Source organism: Actinoalloteichus fjordicus (genome assembly GCF_001941625.1).
In the GTDB taxonomy this organism is placed as follows: Bacteria; Actinomycetota; Actinomycetes; order Mycobacteriales; family Pseudonocardiaceae; genus Actinoalloteichus_A; species Actinoalloteichus_A fjordicus.
Genome location: NZ_CP016076.1, coordinates 240,076 through 255,182, shown reverse-complemented (window position 1 = coordinate 255,182; position 15,107 = coordinate 240,076). Strand labels below are relative to the sequence as shown.

Genomic DNA, 15,107 nt, shown 5'->3' with positions numbered 1-15,107 from the left:
GAACACGTGAATCGAAGACGTGCTGTCGGCCGAGGAACGACCGTGCTGGCCGTGCTCGGACTCACCGGGACGTTGGTCGGGGTGCCTGCGGTGGCCGCCGAGCCGGGTGATGAGCGGACGACGCAGCTGCAGTGGGGTACGTGTCCCGAGGATGTTCCGGACGATCTGGCGCAGTTGCAGTGCGCCACCGTGCCGGTGCCCCTGGACTACAGCGACCCCGACGGTGAGCAGATCGAGATCACGATCTCCCGGCTGGCCAGTGCGAACCCGGACAAGCGACGCGGCGTCCTGCTGCTGAACCCCGGCGGTCCCGGCGGGTCCGGCCTGGACCTGCCCCTGCTCCTCACCTCTCAGGGTCTGCCCGCCGGCGTCATGGACAGCTACGACCTGATCGGCATGGACACCAGAGGGATCGGGCACTCGGCGCCGGTGAGCTGCGGCTTCACCGACGATCAGGAGTACAACGCCAACATCCCGCCGTATGCGGTGGACGAGGCGGCGGTCGTCGATCAGGCGAGGATCGCCCAGGGCGTCGCCGAGCAGTGCGCCGCGAACGACGACGAAGGACGACTCCGGCACCTGTCGACGGCGAACAAGGCCCGTGACCTGGACCAGATCCGGGCCGCGCTCGGCGAGGAGAAGGCCAGCTTCCTCGGGTTCTCCTACGGGACCGCGCTGGGCGCGGCGTACGCCTCGATGTTCCCGGCGACTGCGGACCGGGTCGTGCTCGACAGCAACATCGGCGACACCCACCTCGACCACGACGGCATGCGCCGATTCGCCCTGGGGATGGAGGAGACGTTCCCGGACTTCGCGAACTGGGCCGCCGCCCGGCACGACAGCTACGGCCTGGGCAGCACGCCCGAGGAGGTCCGCGAGACCTACTTCACCCTCGCCGAACGACTCGACGAGACCCCGATGCCCGGGCTGGACGGCAGCTTCTTCCGGCTCTTCGCCTTCGTCACGCTCTACGACGAGTCGTCGTACGGCACGACGGCGCAGGCCTGGCAGTCGCTGCTCGAATCCGGTGACGCGACGCAGGCCGCGCAGGCTTTGCGCGACGCCGAGGAGATCGTGCCTGCGGTCGGTCTGCAGGCAGGCACGGCGGCGACCTCGGAGAATGACAACAACTTCTCGGTCTTCCTCGCGGTGACCTGCAACGACGTCGAATGGCCCGAGGACGTCGAGACCTACCAGCGCGCCGTCGCAGAAGACCGCGAGCAGCACCCGCTCTACGGCGCGGCCGCCGCCAACATCACGCCCTGCGCCTACTGGCAGGAACCGCTCGAACCGCCGGTGGCAGTCAACGACGACGGCCCCACCAACGTCCTCATCGTGCAGAACCAACGCGACCCGGTCACCCCGCTGCGCGGCGGCGAACTCCTCGACGAGAAGTTCGGCGACCGATCCCGACTCGTCAGCGTCAACGGAAGCGGCCACGGCGTCTACGTCCTCGGCGACAACCCCTGCGCACTCAACATCACCACGAAATACCTCGTCGACGGCACGATGCCCCAGAAGAACCTGACCTGCGACGCGGCCTGAACCGCAGGCGGCGGAACACGCCGCCACACCACGGAGCAGCGGACCAAGACGTGCGGGGTGCGATGAGATGGCCGAGCTCGTCTCACCCCGCACGGGGTGCCTGCGGCTCGCATCCGCCGCCTGCTGCCCGACCGGCCCGAACGGCCCGGATGACGACGTCGCGCTGTCGGCACCGTGGCCTCGAACGACGGCGGCGGGAGCAGTCGCAGCGACCGGCTGATCACCGCGAACGCGATCACGGCGACCATCACTCGATCACAGCCGCCGGACCCATCACCCTGCGACCGTGTCGAACCCCCGGCACCACGGGCTTCGCCGACGTCGACGACTCATCAGACACCTGCCGCTGCGCAGAGACGTCCACGAGGGTTCTGATCACGACAGATCACGATCAAGCGCGTGCGACGCTCGCCACGCCGAATCCGCCTTCCGTACCGCCTCGATCAACCATTCGCACGCCGATGACTCCACAGCGCGGTCGAATAAGAAGATCGGGCCTTGTCCAGACCGGCGGACGTCGCTACTCTGATCAATGGTGCAGGGGGACGTCCCTCGAATTCCGATCGATCGGACGCTGCATCACACACTGCCGAGTATTGGGGGATACCTGGCTATGAAGAGTTCTCTTCGTTCTGCGTCGATGATCTTATGCACGGCTCTGACCGTGGCACTCACCTCGGGGACGACCACCGCTCTGGCCGCCGAGGAAGCCGATTCGAATAAACCGGAATTCGGTGTCGCGCAACCGGTCGGACAGCAGATCGACGGCCGAGTACTGAGTCCGCTCGATCTGCCGACACGCCGTGCAGAATGGGCCGCAGACCGCCCCTTCTTCACCGGAACCGGCGATCTCGCCGACGCCGGGACGGGCGTCTCCTTCGACGGCGCACCACCCGCGTCGAGCGGGGGCGAGAGCCAGCCGCTGTCGATCTTCGATCCTGATCAGCGGTCTCAGGTGAGCGTCACCACGACCTTCCCGAGCCGAGCCGTCGTACACACCACCGCGACCGGACGTGGCGGTTGCAGCGGCTTCCTCGTCTCGTCCGACACCGTTCTGACCGCAGGTCACTGTCTCCATCCCGGCGGGACCGGCAGCGCGGGCGACTTCTACACGAACGTCCAGGTGTTTCCCGGCCGCAACGGCAGTTCACTCCCGTACGGGAGCTGCGGACGCACTCAGCTCTGGACGGACCAGACCTGGATCGACAGCAGCAACACCAACCAGGACTGGGGCGTCATCAAGCTGAACTGCACGATCGGCAACACCACCGGCTGGTTCGGCTTCCGCTGGCAGTCGAATTCCTATGACGGCACCCACATCACGATTCGCGGCTATCCGGGTGACAAGCCCGCGGGCACGATGTGGTTTCACGGCGGACCGATTCGACAGTCCCTCGGCAACAAGCTCCACTACACGGTGGACACGGTCGGCGGCCAGAGCGGCTCGCCGGTCTACAATGATGCCTTCAGCGCGATCGCCATTCACTCCAACGGCCGCACACCGCAGGTCGACTACAACAAGGGGACTCGCATCACTCAGAGTCTGTTCGAGTTCATCGACGGGGTGCGGTGATGGCGCCCCGGCATCGCCGTCCGCTCGCCGGCGCCGTCCTCGTCCTGCTCACCGTCGTGATCACGGCGGCATGTTCGGGGGGATCCGACTCCGGGGCGCGGCCGGTGTCGGACACCGACACCGACACAGGTTCGGGCGTTCGCACGTCCGCGACCTTCCAGGGCCGGGTCGAGACGACGACGGGCGCGGCGGTGCCGGGGTGCCTGATCGTCCCGACGGCCGTGGACGGCGCCACCGAGATCCCGGAGATGGCCGTCATCTCCGACGACGAGGGCGCCTTCACCTGGACGCTGCCCGCCGGTGCCTACACCTTCTCGACGACGTGCGACTCCGAGACGAATCCGGACGCCCTGGCAGCCCATGACGGTCTGAGCGGCACGAGCGACGAGGTACGGGCGGATCGGGCCGAGACGACCTCGGTGACGATCGTCGTCGAGTGACGACGGCTCAAGGCTGAGTGCCGCACCGAACGTGCGGGCCGGGTCGGGAAGCGCTCCCTCCTGAGACTCGGCGCGGCATGACGACGGCCCGCCGGGACGGCGTGGCCGACATCGGACGACACGCCGGTCTCGACGACGGCTCGTCGACCGCCCGAGGTCGTCCGCCACGGAAGGTGGACGACTCGTGCGACGGTACCGAACTCGGGTCCGCGCGAATGCCATGGTCGCGTCCCTCTCGCGGGGGTCGGGCCGATCCGACGGCGGAGTACTCGCTTCTCCCGCATGCTGCCTTGGCCACGCAGAGCACGGCCGTCTCCCCCTGCCGCCGGTGTCCTTCTTCAAACCGCGTCTCGGACCAGCGCTGCGGCAATCATCCACGCGGGCGGACTCCGATGACGGCTTCGAGTCCGGCAGTATCGGGGTGGTGAGCACCCATCCCCACGCCGAGATCCCCGAACAGCTCTTCGCCGACCCCGAGGCCGAGGCCCGATGGCGGGCCAGATTCACCTCGGCACGCAACTCGACACCGGACTGGGCCAGGCTGGCGCCCGACCGGAACCTGTACGTCTCCAACGTCAGTGGTGTCTGGGAGGTCTATGCCTGGGACCGAGCCACGGACACCCATCGCCAGGTGACCGACCGTCCCAACGGCACGATCCACGCCACGCTGAGTCCCGACGGCGAGACGATCTGGTGGTTCGCCGACACCGACGGCGACGAATTCGGCCAGTGGATGGTCGAACCGTTCAGCGGGCGGGCGCCCGCTGAGGAGGCGCAGCAGGCCTTGCCGGGGGTGCACGACGGCTACCCGGCAGGCTTGGAGATCGGAACTGACGTGGTCGCCTCCGCCACGGCGACCGACGACGGCACCACGATCTGGGTGAGCCGAGGCGTCCAGGGCGACCGCGGCAGCGCGGCCGTCGTCTACCAGAGCGAGCACGACGCAGGTGCCGCCGCGCTGTCCTACGACGAGACGCTGCTCGCGATCTCGCATTCCGAGCACGGCGACTCCCGGCATCCGGCGCTGCGGGTGCTGCGGCTGGGCGACGGATCCGAGGCGGGCGACAGCACGGTTCTGGCCGAGAAGTGGGACGGCGAGGGCAAGGGACTGGACGCGATCGTGTTCTCGCCGATCTCCGGTGATCAGCGGCTGCTCGTGTCGCACGAACGGCGCGGCAGGCCCGAGCTGCTGATCTGGGATCTCGACACCGACACCGAGTCGGAGCTGCGGCTGGACCTGCCCGGCGAACTCTCCGCGGACTGGTACCCCGACGGCCGCTCGCTGCTCATCTCACATCAGTACCGGGCGCGCGGCGAGTTGTACCGCTACGACATCGCCGACGCGACGCTGACCCGGCTGAACACCCGACCGGGCACGGTCGGCTCCGCTGCCGTGCGCCCCGACGGAACGGTCGAGTACGGCTGGTCCAGCTCCCACTCTCCCTCCGTGGTGCGTGCGTTGTTCACCGACGGCACCGACCAGGTGGTCCTGACACCTCCCGGCGAGCCCGCGCCGCCGTCGGTGGCCTTGACCGACGCGTTCGTGCCCGGCCCCGGCGGCGAGATCCACGCACTGGTGACCCGCCCCGCCGACGCGCCGGACGGGCCGCTCCCGACGTTGTTCAGCCTGCACGGCGGGCCGCACGCCGAGGACGAGGACCGGTTCTCCGCGAACCGGGCGCTCTGGGTCGACGCGGGGTTCGCGGTGGTGCACGTGAACTATCGGGGCTCGACCGGGTACGGGTCCGAGTGGCGGGACGCCATCGAGGGCAGGCCCGGTCTCACCGAGCTGGAGGACGTCGCGGCGGTCCACGACTGGGCGGTGCGCACCGGGCTGGCCGACCCGGAGAAGTGCGTGGTGGAGGGCGGTTCCTGGGGCGGCTACCTCACGCTGCTCGCGCTGGGCACGCAGCCGGAGCGCTGGGCGGCAGGCGTGTCGGCAGTCCCCGTCGCCGACTACCTGGCGGCCTATGAGGACGAGATGGAGCCGCTGCGCGCCTTCGACCGGGCGCTGTTCGGCGGGTCACCCACCGAGGTGCCCGACCGGTATCAGGAGTGCTCGCCGCTGACCTATGTGGACGCAGTTCGCGCTCCGGTGCTGGTGCTGGCGGGCGAGAACGACCCGCGCTGCCCGATCCGTCAGATCGACAATTACCTCGACCGGCTGGCGCAGCGCGGTGTGCCCTACGAGGTGTACCGCTTCGATGCGGGCCACGGATCGCTGGTCGTGGCGGAGTCGTTGCGGCAATGGGTCGCCGAGGTGCACTTCGCCCGGCGGGCCCTCGGCCTGGCCTCTCCGGTCGCCTGAGCGACGAGCGCTCGAGGCGTGGCTGCCTCGTCACCGCCGTCGAATCCGACGGTGACGAGGCAGCGACCCGGAATCACTCCCGCCTGGCGCGCGCAGGGACGCGGGGCGGGCGTGCCGGGTCCGCCGAGCCCGCATCGCCCGACAGGACGAGCAATGCGGGCTGCAGGACCGGATCAGCGAAGGCCGGAGGAGATCAGTCGAGATATTCGGCGAGGATGCCGGTGAACTCCCAGGGCTGCTGCGGGACTCCGCTGCATGCCGAGGCGTCGCCACCCGTGCAGGGCCGGTCGCGGTTGACCGACCAGAAGGTGAGCCGGGCCAGTCCGTGCTCCTGCGCGTAGCCGAGCATCTCGCGGAAATGTCGTTGGGTGACGATCTCGCCCTGATCGGTCGTGCCGTTCATCGAGGAGATGCCGATGCGCTGGTAAGCCTCGGTCTCGGAGTATCCGTAAGCGGCGCGGACGGCGTTCTGCAGGCCCTCGGCCGCGCGAATCGAGTCCTGGCCCATCTCCGTGCCGCCGTTGAAGTTGAACGGCATGATCGTCCAGCCGTCGACGTCCAGCCCGGCCGCCGCGCCCTTCTGGATCAGCCGGAGGCCGTTGGCGTCCGGACCGGAGACGGCGGTGCCCATGGTGATGTAGATCAGCAGATCCGGGTTGTCCCTGGCGATGATGGCCAGTGCGTCGATGTTGCGCTGCTGCGTCGCATCGCCGTAGAACTCGGTGTTCTCGATGTCGAGATCGATCGCCTGAAGATCGAAGGCGTCGATGACCTGCTGATAGGCGGCGGCCAGCGAGGTCGCGTCCTGACAGGACTCGCCGAGCTTGTTCCCGCTCCACCCGCCGATGGACGGGATGACGTCGCCGCCCGCCGCCCGGATCTCGTTGATGCGCTGTTCATCGATGCCGCCGGTGAGCGGCCGCTGACCGTCCCAGGACGGGGTGCAGCTGCCCGAGGACAGGATGAAGGCCATCGTGAACCATTCGACGCCGGTCGCGTTCATCACCTCGACGGCGCTCGGCGGGTTTCCCCAGCCGTAGTAGAGGTAGGGCGCGACCGCGATGGCCCCCGGATCGGCGGGATCGCCCGGGTCGCCCGGGTCGCCCGGATCTCCGCAGGGACCGAGGTTCTCCCAGACGCCCCACTCGCCCGTGGTTCCCGGCGTCTCGCCCTGCGTCCACCACTTGGCGCGCCACTCCGAACCGGCGTGCGAGGCGAGGTCGCCTGCCACGTAGACCGTGCCAGCGTTCCAGGCGGGGGCCTCGCAGGCCTGCGTGACACCGGGCATGGTCGGCTGATCGGCCACGGCAGGCCCGCCTCCGACCAGGGGGAGGAGCAGGACCCCCGCTGCCGAGGCGATGAGACTTCGGACCCGAGTACGCATGTCGTCTCCTTGACAGGCAGTCCGGACGCGGAGGTGATCCGCATCACGAAAATGGACTAGACCAGTCGGCCATGTCAAGGGTGCTGTGATCAGGACTGCGCGGCCTGCCGCCATGGCGCCGGAAAGGGCAGGTTCGGCTGCCCGAACGGACGGCGGTACCCGGCACGTCGGGGCAGAACGGGGTGCATCGCGGGTGCAGCCGAACCGTGCCCCGCGCCTGCACGGGAACGGCGCTCCGCGCCTCCGCTGCTCAGGGCCGGGTCGGGGGTCGTGTCGTCGGCCGAGTCGGCCGCACTGAGTCGGCCGCCGCGCGGGCATCCCGTCACGCGGCTACGGCGTCACCGACGGACTCCCACCGCCGGGACTGCGGAACACCGTCACCGCAGACGTCGGACACGCCGACGCCCGGCAGGCGGCCCCGCATACGATTCGGGCCGGACGCGATCGCGTCCGGCCCGAAAGCTCGTCGTTCGTTCGATTGGCGCCTACTTCTGCTGCTGCGTCTGCCACATCCACCGGGCCTTCTCCAGCTTCGCGGTGATCTGAATGAGCAGATCCTGGGTCACCTGGTCCGTCTTCTCCGTCTCGTCGATGCGGGCGCGCAGGCGATGCACGATCTCGCTGAGCGCCTCGACGACATCGCCGACCACCTGTTCCACGCTGCGCCAGCCCGCATGCACATGGCGGAGCCCGCTGCCCTGGGCCACCGTGGCGGCCCGGCCGTCCGGCGACACGGCCAGGGCCGACATCCGCTCCGCGACGTCGTCGGCGAAGTCCCGCGCGACCGAGACGAGTTTGTCGAGCTGGAGATGCGCGGAGCGGAAGTTCGCTCCCACGACGTTCCAATGCAGTTGCTTGGCCAGCAGATGCAGGTCGATCAGCTCGAGCAGGGTGGCCTGGAGGGCATGACATGTCACGTCACGCTCACCGTCACCGAGCGGGCTGGTCAACGGGCTGGTGATCGAGTTCTTGGTCATTGGGTCCTCACACCTTCTCGTGACGGATTCAGTGGAGTTCACGATGCCCACGATGGATACGGACGTCTGCCGCCTTGGATCAGGCGACGGCGGACACCGTGACGTCGATGTTGCCCCGCGTTGCCTTCGAGTAGGGGCAGAGCTTGTGCGCGGCCTCGACGACCTCGTCAGCCTGGGCCTGACTGAGTTCGGGCAGCTTCGCCTCCAGCGTGACGGACAGTTGGAAGCCACCATCGGCTTCGTCCTTGCCGATGCCCACCCGTGCCGTCACCTCGCTGGCTCGCAGCGGCGTGCCGGACTTGGCCGCCATCGCACGCAGAGCGCTGTGAAAACAGGCGGAGTAGCCCGCGGCGAAGAGCTGCTCCGGATTGGTCGCGGCGCCGCCGGGGCCGCCCAGCTCGGTCGGACTGGCCAGTCGTTCGTCGATCACACCGTCCGAGGACCGAACCTCGCCGTCCCTGCCCTGTCCGATGGACACGGCTTCTGCGATGTACAGCGGGGTCATCGTGACGGCCTCCCGACGCTGGACGAGGATCCTTCTCGCACGGGCCGACCACCGGCCTCCTGCGCTGGAGCTGGGGTACCCGTCCGGCCGCGCGATTATGCGTTCGTCAGGCCGTCGAGAGGCCGACGGCAGACATCGACGGCGCGGCGTAGGCGTGACGCATCGGCTCGGCCTGCATCGACCACGCTCCGCAGCACCCTCTCGCCAGTCAGTACCGGGCCCCGCGCGCCGGTCGCGCGGGGCCCGTCCCAGGCGGAGCCTGCCTGCGCGGCCAAGGCGCCGCCGATCGGTCAGCCGTGGCGCCGTCGGGCGAAGTCGACGACCTGTTCGCCGATGGTGTGCAGGGTGCCCGCCGTCTTGGCGTCCGTGCAGCCGCCGTCCTCGTCGAACCGCACCTCGCCCGCGTGCAGGGCGGCGCCGAGCGGAGTCGGCCAGCCGCGCAGCGCGTGCACGATCGACCGCAGCGCCGTCAGCGTGCTGACCGCCGCCTGCCAGCCCTGTGCGGTGCCGACGCAGCCGACGGCGCGGCCGTCGAGATACGGTCGTGCGTCGCCACGCAGGTCCTCGACGTAGTCGAGGGCGTTCTTCACCAGCCCCGACACCGTGCCGTGGTACCCCGGCGACACGAGGATCACGCCGTCCGCATTGCGCAGGACGTCCACCAGCCGTCGGGCGCTGTCCGTGCGGTCGGTCACCGAGGGGTCGTAGAAGGGCAGCACCAGGTCGGCTCCGGCGAGGGTGGTCGTCTCCGCGCCTGCCTGCCGGGCGCCCGCGAGGACCGCGCTCAGGGTGCGCTCCGACTGCGAATCCGAGCGAATGGATCCGCCGATGCCCACCACCCGGATGGTCACGCCGGTCGCGCCCGGTCGGCGGGGTGTGCGGGACTCGACGTATCGCCCACGGCGATCGACACGGTTCGGCTCACCCCCACAGCCTAAAACCTCAAGCTCACTGCAGGTCAAGCCTTCGGGCCCGATCTCGCCCGGCGACAATGCCCTTCATGTTCGCCGTGGATCGCCTGGCGACGTCCTGGCGGCCAGCCCCACCCGAGGATTGGGGCTGGGGCAGACCCGGGCCTACTGTGCAGGGGTGAGCGAGGAGCACTACGAGTCGACCCTGCCGGACCCGCGGCCCAAGCTCTCCACCGTCTGCCCGAGCTGCGAGGGGAGCGGCCAGATCGTGGAGCCCGCATTGGCGCTGCTCGGCAACGTGGGCCGCACCGTCCATCACCTGCGGCCCTGCCCCTGGTGCAAGGAGTCCGGCTACCTGCCGGGCCTGCAGCCGCTGGCCTGAATCGGGGCCGAGGTCGGCAATCGGTCTCGGGCGGCAGGCGATGCGAGGGCCGAAGATCTCGCGGACGCGGCGACGGCGTGGCCGCTCGGCCCGAGCCGTTCCCGCACTCGAACACGAAGAGCGTATGGCGAATCTCACTCAGCCTAAAGAATGGGCATGATTTCACCGTTAAGAGTGAAGATCCCGCGCGGAGCGTCGGGATTTCCACCACTTTCGGGGAGCCCCGCGAGCCCTGACCTGCGGTTCCGACACCGATCGAAGCGAGTGCGGGGCTCGAAGAGATCGGCGGCCGCCGGGTTTCGCCCGTCCTGCGGGTGACGAAGACGGAAGGTGCGGCCCGGCGAGAGGGGGGAGCTCGCCGGGCCGCCGGACGGCAGTACGCCGTCCTTCAGGTCCCTCGATCCTGCGGCTGGGGGTCCCACAGGATCGAGGGGGTCAAGTCAGCTTCCGTCGAAGGCGGCGGCGATCTTGTCGCCCAGCCCCTTGTCGACGTTCCGCCAGTACTGCAGCGCCCGATCCAGCACCGGCTTCGAGACGCCGTTGCTCAGGTGGCCCTGGACATTGGCCACCAGGCGAGCCCGCTGGTCGTCGTCGAGCACGGACCGGACCATGGTGCCTGCCTGACCGAAGTCGTCGTCCTCGGCGTGCAGCCGGTAGGCCGACCGGACGATCTCGTCGGTCACGCCGAACGCCGCGCTGGTCTCGCCCGCCTTCTGCGCGTCAGCGTGCGGTCCGCCGTAGGAGTTCGGCGCGTACACCGGGTCGCTCGGGTTGGAGTAGCGCATCGCGCCGTCCTTGGCGTACGAGTTCACCGGGGACTTGGCCTGGTTTACCGGCAGCTGGGCGTAGTTCGGCCCGATCCGGTAGCGGTGCGCGTCCGGGTAGGAGAACATCCGGCCGAGCAGCATCTTGTCCGGCGACGGTCCGATGCCCGGCACCAGGTTGGTCGGCTCGAACGCGCCCTGCTCGATCTGCGCGAAGTAGTTCTCCGGGTTGCGGTCCAGCACGAGGCGACCGACCTTGATCAGCGGGTAGTCGCCGTGCGGCCACACCTTGGTCAGGTCGAAGGGGTTGAACCGGTAGTCCGCGGCGTCCTCGTACGGCATCACCTGGACGTGCAGCGTCCAGCTCGGGTGATCGCCCGCGACGATGGCGTCCCAGAGGTCGGCGATGTGGTGATCGGCGTTCTCACCCGCGAGCGTGGCCGCCTCGGAGGAGGTGAGGAAGTCGATGCCCTGGTCGGTCTTGAAGTGGTACTTGACCCAGAACTTCTCGCCGCCCGCGTTCTCCCACAGGTAGGTGTGCGAGCCGTAGCCGTTCTGGTGCCGCCAGGTCTTGGGGATGCCCCGGTCGCCCATCAGCCAGGTCACCTGGTGCGCGGACTCCGGCTGCAGGGTCCAGAAGTCCCACTGCTGGTCGAGATCCCGACGACCGTTGTCGGCCCGCCGCTTCTGCGAGCGAATGAAGTCGGGGAACTTGATGGGGTCCCGGATGAAGAAGACCGGCGTGTTGTTGCCGACCAGGTCGTAGTTGCCCTCGCTGGTGTAGAACTTGATCGCGAAGCCGCGCGGGTCACGCCAGGTGTCCGGGGAGCCCAGCTCACCGGCGACGGTCGAGAACCTGGTCAGGGCCTCGGTCTTGACGCCGGGCTGGAAGAGCGCGGCCTTGGTGTACTGGCTGACGTCCTCGGTGATCTCCAGGAACCCGAAGGCGCCGCCGCCCTTGGCGTGCACGACCCGCTCCGGCACGCGCTCGCGGTTGAACTGGGCGTTCTTCTCGATCAGGTAGTGATCCTGCAGCAGGATCGGGCCGTTCGGGCCCGCGGTCAGCGAGTGATCATCACTCGCCACCGGGATGCCCACGTTGTTCGTGGTGAAGCGTGCGTCGGTCACGCGCCCAACCTCCTTGTTCGCTTCCGGGTGAGACTGCCCGGCCGTCAACCGGCCGAGCAGGGGGCACACAGGCCCCAGAAGACGACTTCCGCCTCGTCGACGACGAAACCCGCCGTGTCCGAGGGCTCCAGGCATGGCGAGTCACCATGTACGCAGTCGACATCGGCAGTGCGTCCGCACTGCCTGCAGACCAGATGATGATGATTATCGCCCGTGCGGGTCTCGAAGCGGGCCGGGTGTCCCGCAGGCTCGATCCGCCGGAGCAGACCGTGAGCGGTGCAGGCGTGCAACACGTCGTACACAGCCTGGGTGGAGACCACACCGAGCCGAGATCGCGCAGCGGTGGCGACCTGCTCTGCGGTCGAATGCGGATGCCGGGCCAGCCATTCGAGCACCGCCAGCCGAGGAGCCGTCACCCGCAGACCGACGCCGCGCAGTGCGTCGCGCGGGTCGGGAGCCGCGTTGCGGCCCTGCCTGGGTGCCGTGGTGGGAGCCATACGACCGACAGTCCACCACCTAAACTGGAACAAGTCAAGAAAATGGGTGGTTCTGATCTGCATCGGACGGGCGGGCGGTCCCCCCGGCGGACCGCCGCGGAGCCGAGACGAGAAGTCGGCCGCCGGGAGGACCGGCGGCCGACCTGAGGAACCCTCGCGCCGGCGGTGCGGCAGACGTCAGTCCGCCACCACCTGCTCGGCGATCTCGTAGGTGTTGAGGGCGGCACCCTTGCGGAGGTTGTCGCCGCAGACGAAGAAGTCGAGCGCGTTCGGGAAGTCCAGCGACTGCCGGATGCGCCCCACGTAGGTGGGATCGCCGCCGACGACGTCGGCAGGCGTCGGGTAGACGCCGTTCGCCGGGTCGTCCATCAACACCACCGTCGGCTGCGCGTCGAAGACCTCGCGGGCCTGGGCCACCGTCACCGGACGCTCGAACACGGCGTGCACCGCGACCGAGTGGGTGGTCACCACCGGCACCCGGACACAGGTCGCCGAGACCTTCAGATCCGGAATGCCCAGGATCTTGCGCGACTCGTTGCGGACCTTGATCTCCTCCGACGCCCAGCCGTCGTCCTTGAGCGAGCCCGCCCACGGCACGACGTTGAGCGCCAACGGCGCCGGGAACGGCGAGTCGGCCTGGACCAGGCCTGCGGCCGTCAGTGCCTCCCGGACGTCCCCGGCGCGGACGCCGACGTCCTTGCCCGCCACGGCGGCGAGCTCCGCGTACAGCCGGTCGACGCCTGCCTGGCCTGCACCCGAGACGGCCTGGTACGACGCCACGACCAGCTCGCGGAGTCCGAACTCCCGGTGCAGGGCGCCCATCGCGGCCATCATCGACAACGTGGTGCAGTTGGGATTGGCGATGACGCCCTTGGGCCGCCTGGCGACGTCGTCCGCGTTGACCTCCGGCACCACCAGCGGCACCTCCGGGTCCATGCGGAAGGCGCCGGAGTTGTCCACCGCCACCGCGCCACGGGAGGCCGCCACGGGCGCCCACTCGGCCGAGACCTCGTCCGGCACGTCGAAGCAGGCGACGTCGACCCCGTCGAAGACCTCGGGGGCCAGCGCCAGCACCGTCAGCTCGCGCCCGCGCACCGTGATCTTCTTGCCTGCCGAACGCGCCGAGGCGATCAGCCGGATCTCACCCCACGGCACCGACTCGCGACTGTCCAGGATGTCGATCATCACCGAGCCGACGGCGCCGGTCGCGCCGACGATGGCCAGCGTCGGCCGCCCCGTGTCGCCGTCAGTCGTCTGTGTCACCTGACTGTTCACTACTCCCCTCACCGACCCGAACCCGCGTACACGACGGCTTCCTCGTCAGTGCCGAGCTTGAAGGCCTCATGGATCGCCCTGACCGCGACGTCCAGATCGTCGTCCCTGATCAACACCGAGATGCGGATCTCCGAGGTGTTGATGATCTCGATGTTCACACCCGCGTTCGCCAGCGCCTCGCAGAACGTCGCGGTGACCCCGGGATGCGAGCGCATTCCCGCGCCGACCAGCGACACCTTGCCGACCCGGTCGTCATAGCGGACCTGCTCGAAGCCGACCTCGGCCTGAAGCCGTTCCAACGCGGCGACCGCCGTCGGGCCGTTGTCCCTCGACAGGGTGAAAGTGATGTCGGTTCGCCCGGAAGAGCTGCCGGAGACGTTCTGCAGCACCATGTCGATGTCGATCTCGGCGTCCGCCACGACCCGGAAGATCCGGCCTGCCACACCCGGCGTGTCGGGCACGCCGACCACGGTGACCTTGCCCTCGGAGCGGTCGTGCGCGACGCCGGTGATCATCGCCTGTTCCACGGTCAGATCCTCCACTGAGCCGGACACCACGGTGCCGGGCTTGTTGCTGTACGACGAACGGACGTGCACCGGTACGCCGTATCGGCGGGCGTACTCGACACAGCGAAGCATCAGCACCTTCGCGCCGCAGGCCGCCATCTCCAGCATCTCCTCGTAGGTGATGGTCTGAAGGTGTTTGGCGTCGGACACGATCCGAGGATCGGCGCTGAACACGCCGTCGACGTCGGTGTAGATCTCACAGACGTCGGCGTTCAGCGCCGCGGCGAGCGCGACGGCCGTGGTGTCGGAGCCGCCTCTGCCGAGGGTGGTGATGTCCTTGGTGTCCTGCGCGACGCCCTGGAACCCGGCGACCAGGACGATCGCCCCCTCGCCGAGGGCCTGCTGGACCCGGCCGGGGGTGACGTCGATGATCCTGGCCTTCTGATGCACCGGGGTGGTGATCACGCCTGCCTGGGAACCCGAGAACGACCTGGCCTCCGCGCCGAGCGCGTGGATGGCCATCGCGACCAGTGCGTTGGAGATCCGCTCACCGGCGGTGAGCAGCATGTCCATCTCGCGTTCCGGCGGATTCGGGGACACCTGCTTGGCGAGTTCGAGCATCTCGTCCGTGGTGTCGCCCATGGCCGAACACACGACGACCACATCGTTGCCCGCGTTGCGGGTCTCGACGATGCGCTCGGCCACCCGTTTGATCCGGTCGGCGCTCTGCACAGAGGATCCGCCGTATTTCTGGACGACGAGCGCCACGTCTTCGAACCTCCTGAAGATCAGCCTTGATGCGACCCCGGATGTCGACTCGACCTGAACAGCATCGAGCCCCCACGGGTCGCTCCGCTGCGAGGTCAGCCTACAGAGAATTCACGGATAACCCGAGTTCCAAGGCCTCCGACT

The 15,107-nt window shown here is 69.0% G+C and carries 13 protein-coding genes; 5 read left to right on the top strand and 8 right to left on the bottom strand.

The window, feature by feature from the left end; translation table 11 throughout:
• Nucleotides 1–6 precede the first annotated feature (6 nt).
• The 4 genes from UA74_RS01130 to UA74_RS01115 all read left to right on the top strand — a co-directional run bounded on the left by UA74_RS01130 (nt 7) and on the right by UA74_RS01115 (nt 5,866).
• Complete coding sequence (locus UA74_RS01130; RefSeq protein ID WP_075743275.1) at nt 7–1,545, top strand: alpha/beta hydrolase; 1,539 nt, start codon at nt 7–9, stop codon at nt 1,543–1,545.
• A gap of 613 nt (nt 1,546–2,158) precedes the next feature.
• Entirely contained in the window at nt 2,159–3,118 is a 960-nt protein-coding gene (locus tag UA74_RS01125; RefSeq protein WP_198042896.1) for a trypsin-like serine peptidase, read from the top strand.
• Nucleotides 3,118–3,558 (top strand): hypothetical protein, encoded by a 441-nt coding sequence (locus tag UA74_RS01120; RefSeq protein WP_075738100.1) that lies wholly within the window; start codon nt 3,118–3,120, stop codon nt 3,556–3,558. The genes UA74_RS01125 and UA74_RS01120 overlap by 1 nt, the downstream gene beginning before the upstream one ends.
• A gap of 424 nt (nt 3,559–3,982) precedes the next feature.
• Complete coding sequence (locus UA74_RS01115) at nt 3,983–5,866, top strand: S9 family peptidase (protein ID WP_083683882.1); 1,884 nt, start codon at nt 3,983–3,985, stop codon at nt 5,864–5,866.
• A gap of 193 nt (nt 5,867–6,059) precedes the next feature.
• Here UA74_RS01115 and UA74_RS01110 read toward each other — a convergent pair whose 3' ends face one another.
• The 4 genes from UA74_RS01110 to UA74_RS01095 all read right to left on the bottom strand — a co-directional run bounded on the left by UA74_RS01110 (nt 6,060) and on the right by UA74_RS01095 (nt 9,583).
• Nucleotides 6,060–7,250, bottom strand: a complete 1,191-nt coding sequence (locus UA74_RS01110) for a carbohydrate-binding protein (RefSeq protein ID WP_075738096.1) — start codon at nt 7,248–7,250, stop codon at nt 6,060–6,062.
• Between the two features lie 485 nt (nt 7,251–7,735).
• Nucleotides 7,736–8,227, bottom strand: a complete 492-nt coding sequence (locus UA74_RS01105) for a Dps family protein (protein ID WP_075738094.1) — start codon at nt 8,225–8,227, stop codon at nt 7,736–7,738.
• 79 nt (nt 8,228–8,306) lie between these two features.
• The gene (locus UA74_RS01100) at nt 8,307–8,732 is read right to left on the bottom strand and encodes an organic hydroperoxide resistance protein (RefSeq protein WP_075738092.1); all 426 of its coding nucleotides are present in this window, start codon (nt 8,730–8,732) and stop codon (nt 8,307–8,309) included.
• A gap of 290 nt (nt 8,733–9,022) precedes the next feature.
• Complete coding sequence (locus UA74_RS01095) at nt 9,023–9,583, bottom strand: NADPH-dependent FMN reductase (RefSeq protein ID WP_075738090.1); 561 nt, start codon at nt 9,581–9,583, stop codon at nt 9,023–9,025.
• 238 nt (nt 9,584–9,821) lie between these two features.
• On the opposite strand from UA74_RS01095, the gene UA74_RS01090 reads away from it, so the two are divergent.
• On the top strand, nt 9,822–10,025 hold the full coding sequence (locus UA74_RS01090) for a hypothetical protein (protein ID WP_157433929.1): 204 nt from the start codon (nt 9,822–9,824) through the stop codon (nt 10,023–10,025).
• Between the two features lie 440 nt (nt 10,026–10,465).
• On the opposite strand, the gene UA74_RS01085 is transcribed toward UA74_RS01090, so the two are convergent.
• The 4 genes from UA74_RS01085 to UA74_RS01070 all read right to left on the bottom strand — a co-directional run bounded on the left by UA74_RS01085 (nt 10,466) and on the right by UA74_RS01070 (nt 14,963).
• The gene (locus tag UA74_RS01085; protein ID WP_075765904.1) at nt 10,466–11,917 is read right to left on the bottom strand and encodes a catalase; all 1,452 of its coding nucleotides are present in this window, start codon (nt 11,915–11,917) and stop codon (nt 10,466–10,468) included.
• A gap of 44 nt (nt 11,918–11,961) precedes the next feature.
• Complete coding sequence (locus UA74_RS01080; protein WP_075738086.1) at nt 11,962–12,414, bottom strand: Fur family transcriptional regulator; 453 nt, start codon at nt 12,412–12,414, stop codon at nt 11,962–11,964.
• A gap of 177 nt (nt 12,415–12,591) precedes the next feature.
• Nucleotides 12,592–13,677: an aspartate-semialdehyde dehydrogenase gene (locus tag UA74_RS01075; protein WP_075743273.1), complete on the bottom strand. Its 1,086-nt coding sequence runs from the start codon at nt 13,675–13,677 to the stop codon at nt 12,592–12,594.
• 20 nt (nt 13,678–13,697) lie between these two features.
• Nucleotides 13,698–14,963: an aspartate kinase gene (locus tag UA74_RS01070; RefSeq protein WP_075738084.1), complete on the bottom strand. Its 1,266-nt coding sequence runs from the start codon at nt 14,961–14,963 to the stop codon at nt 13,698–13,700.
• Nucleotides 14,964–15,107 lie beyond the last annotated feature (144 nt).

What these genes read in the sequence shown, in the direction of transcription:
- UA74_RS01125 (WP_198042896.1), top strand. Translation starts at nt 2,159, where the DNA reads ATGAAGAGTTCTCTTCGTTCTGCGTCGATGATCTTATGCACGGCTCTG.
- UA74_RS01120 (WP_075738100.1), top strand. Translation starts at nt 3,118, where the DNA reads ATGGCGCCCCGGCATCGCCGTCCGCTCGCCGGCGCCGTCCTCGTCCTG.
- UA74_RS01110 (WP_075738096.1), bottom strand. Translation starts at nt 7,250, where the DNA reads ATGCGTACTCGGGTCCGAAGTCTCATCGCCTCGGCAGCGGGGGTCCTG.
- UA74_RS01105 (WP_075738094.1), bottom strand. Translation starts at nt 8,227, where the DNA reads ATGACCAAGAACTCGATCACCAGCCCGTTGACCAGCCCGCTCGGTGAC.
- UA74_RS01100 (WP_075738092.1), bottom strand. Translation starts at nt 8,732, where the DNA reads ATGACCCCGCTGTACATCGCAGAAGCCGTGTCCATCGGACAGGGCAGG.
- UA74_RS01080 (WP_075738086.1), bottom strand. Translation starts at nt 12,414, where the DNA reads ATGGCTCCCACCACGGCACCCAGGCAGGGCCGCAACGCGGCTCCCGAC.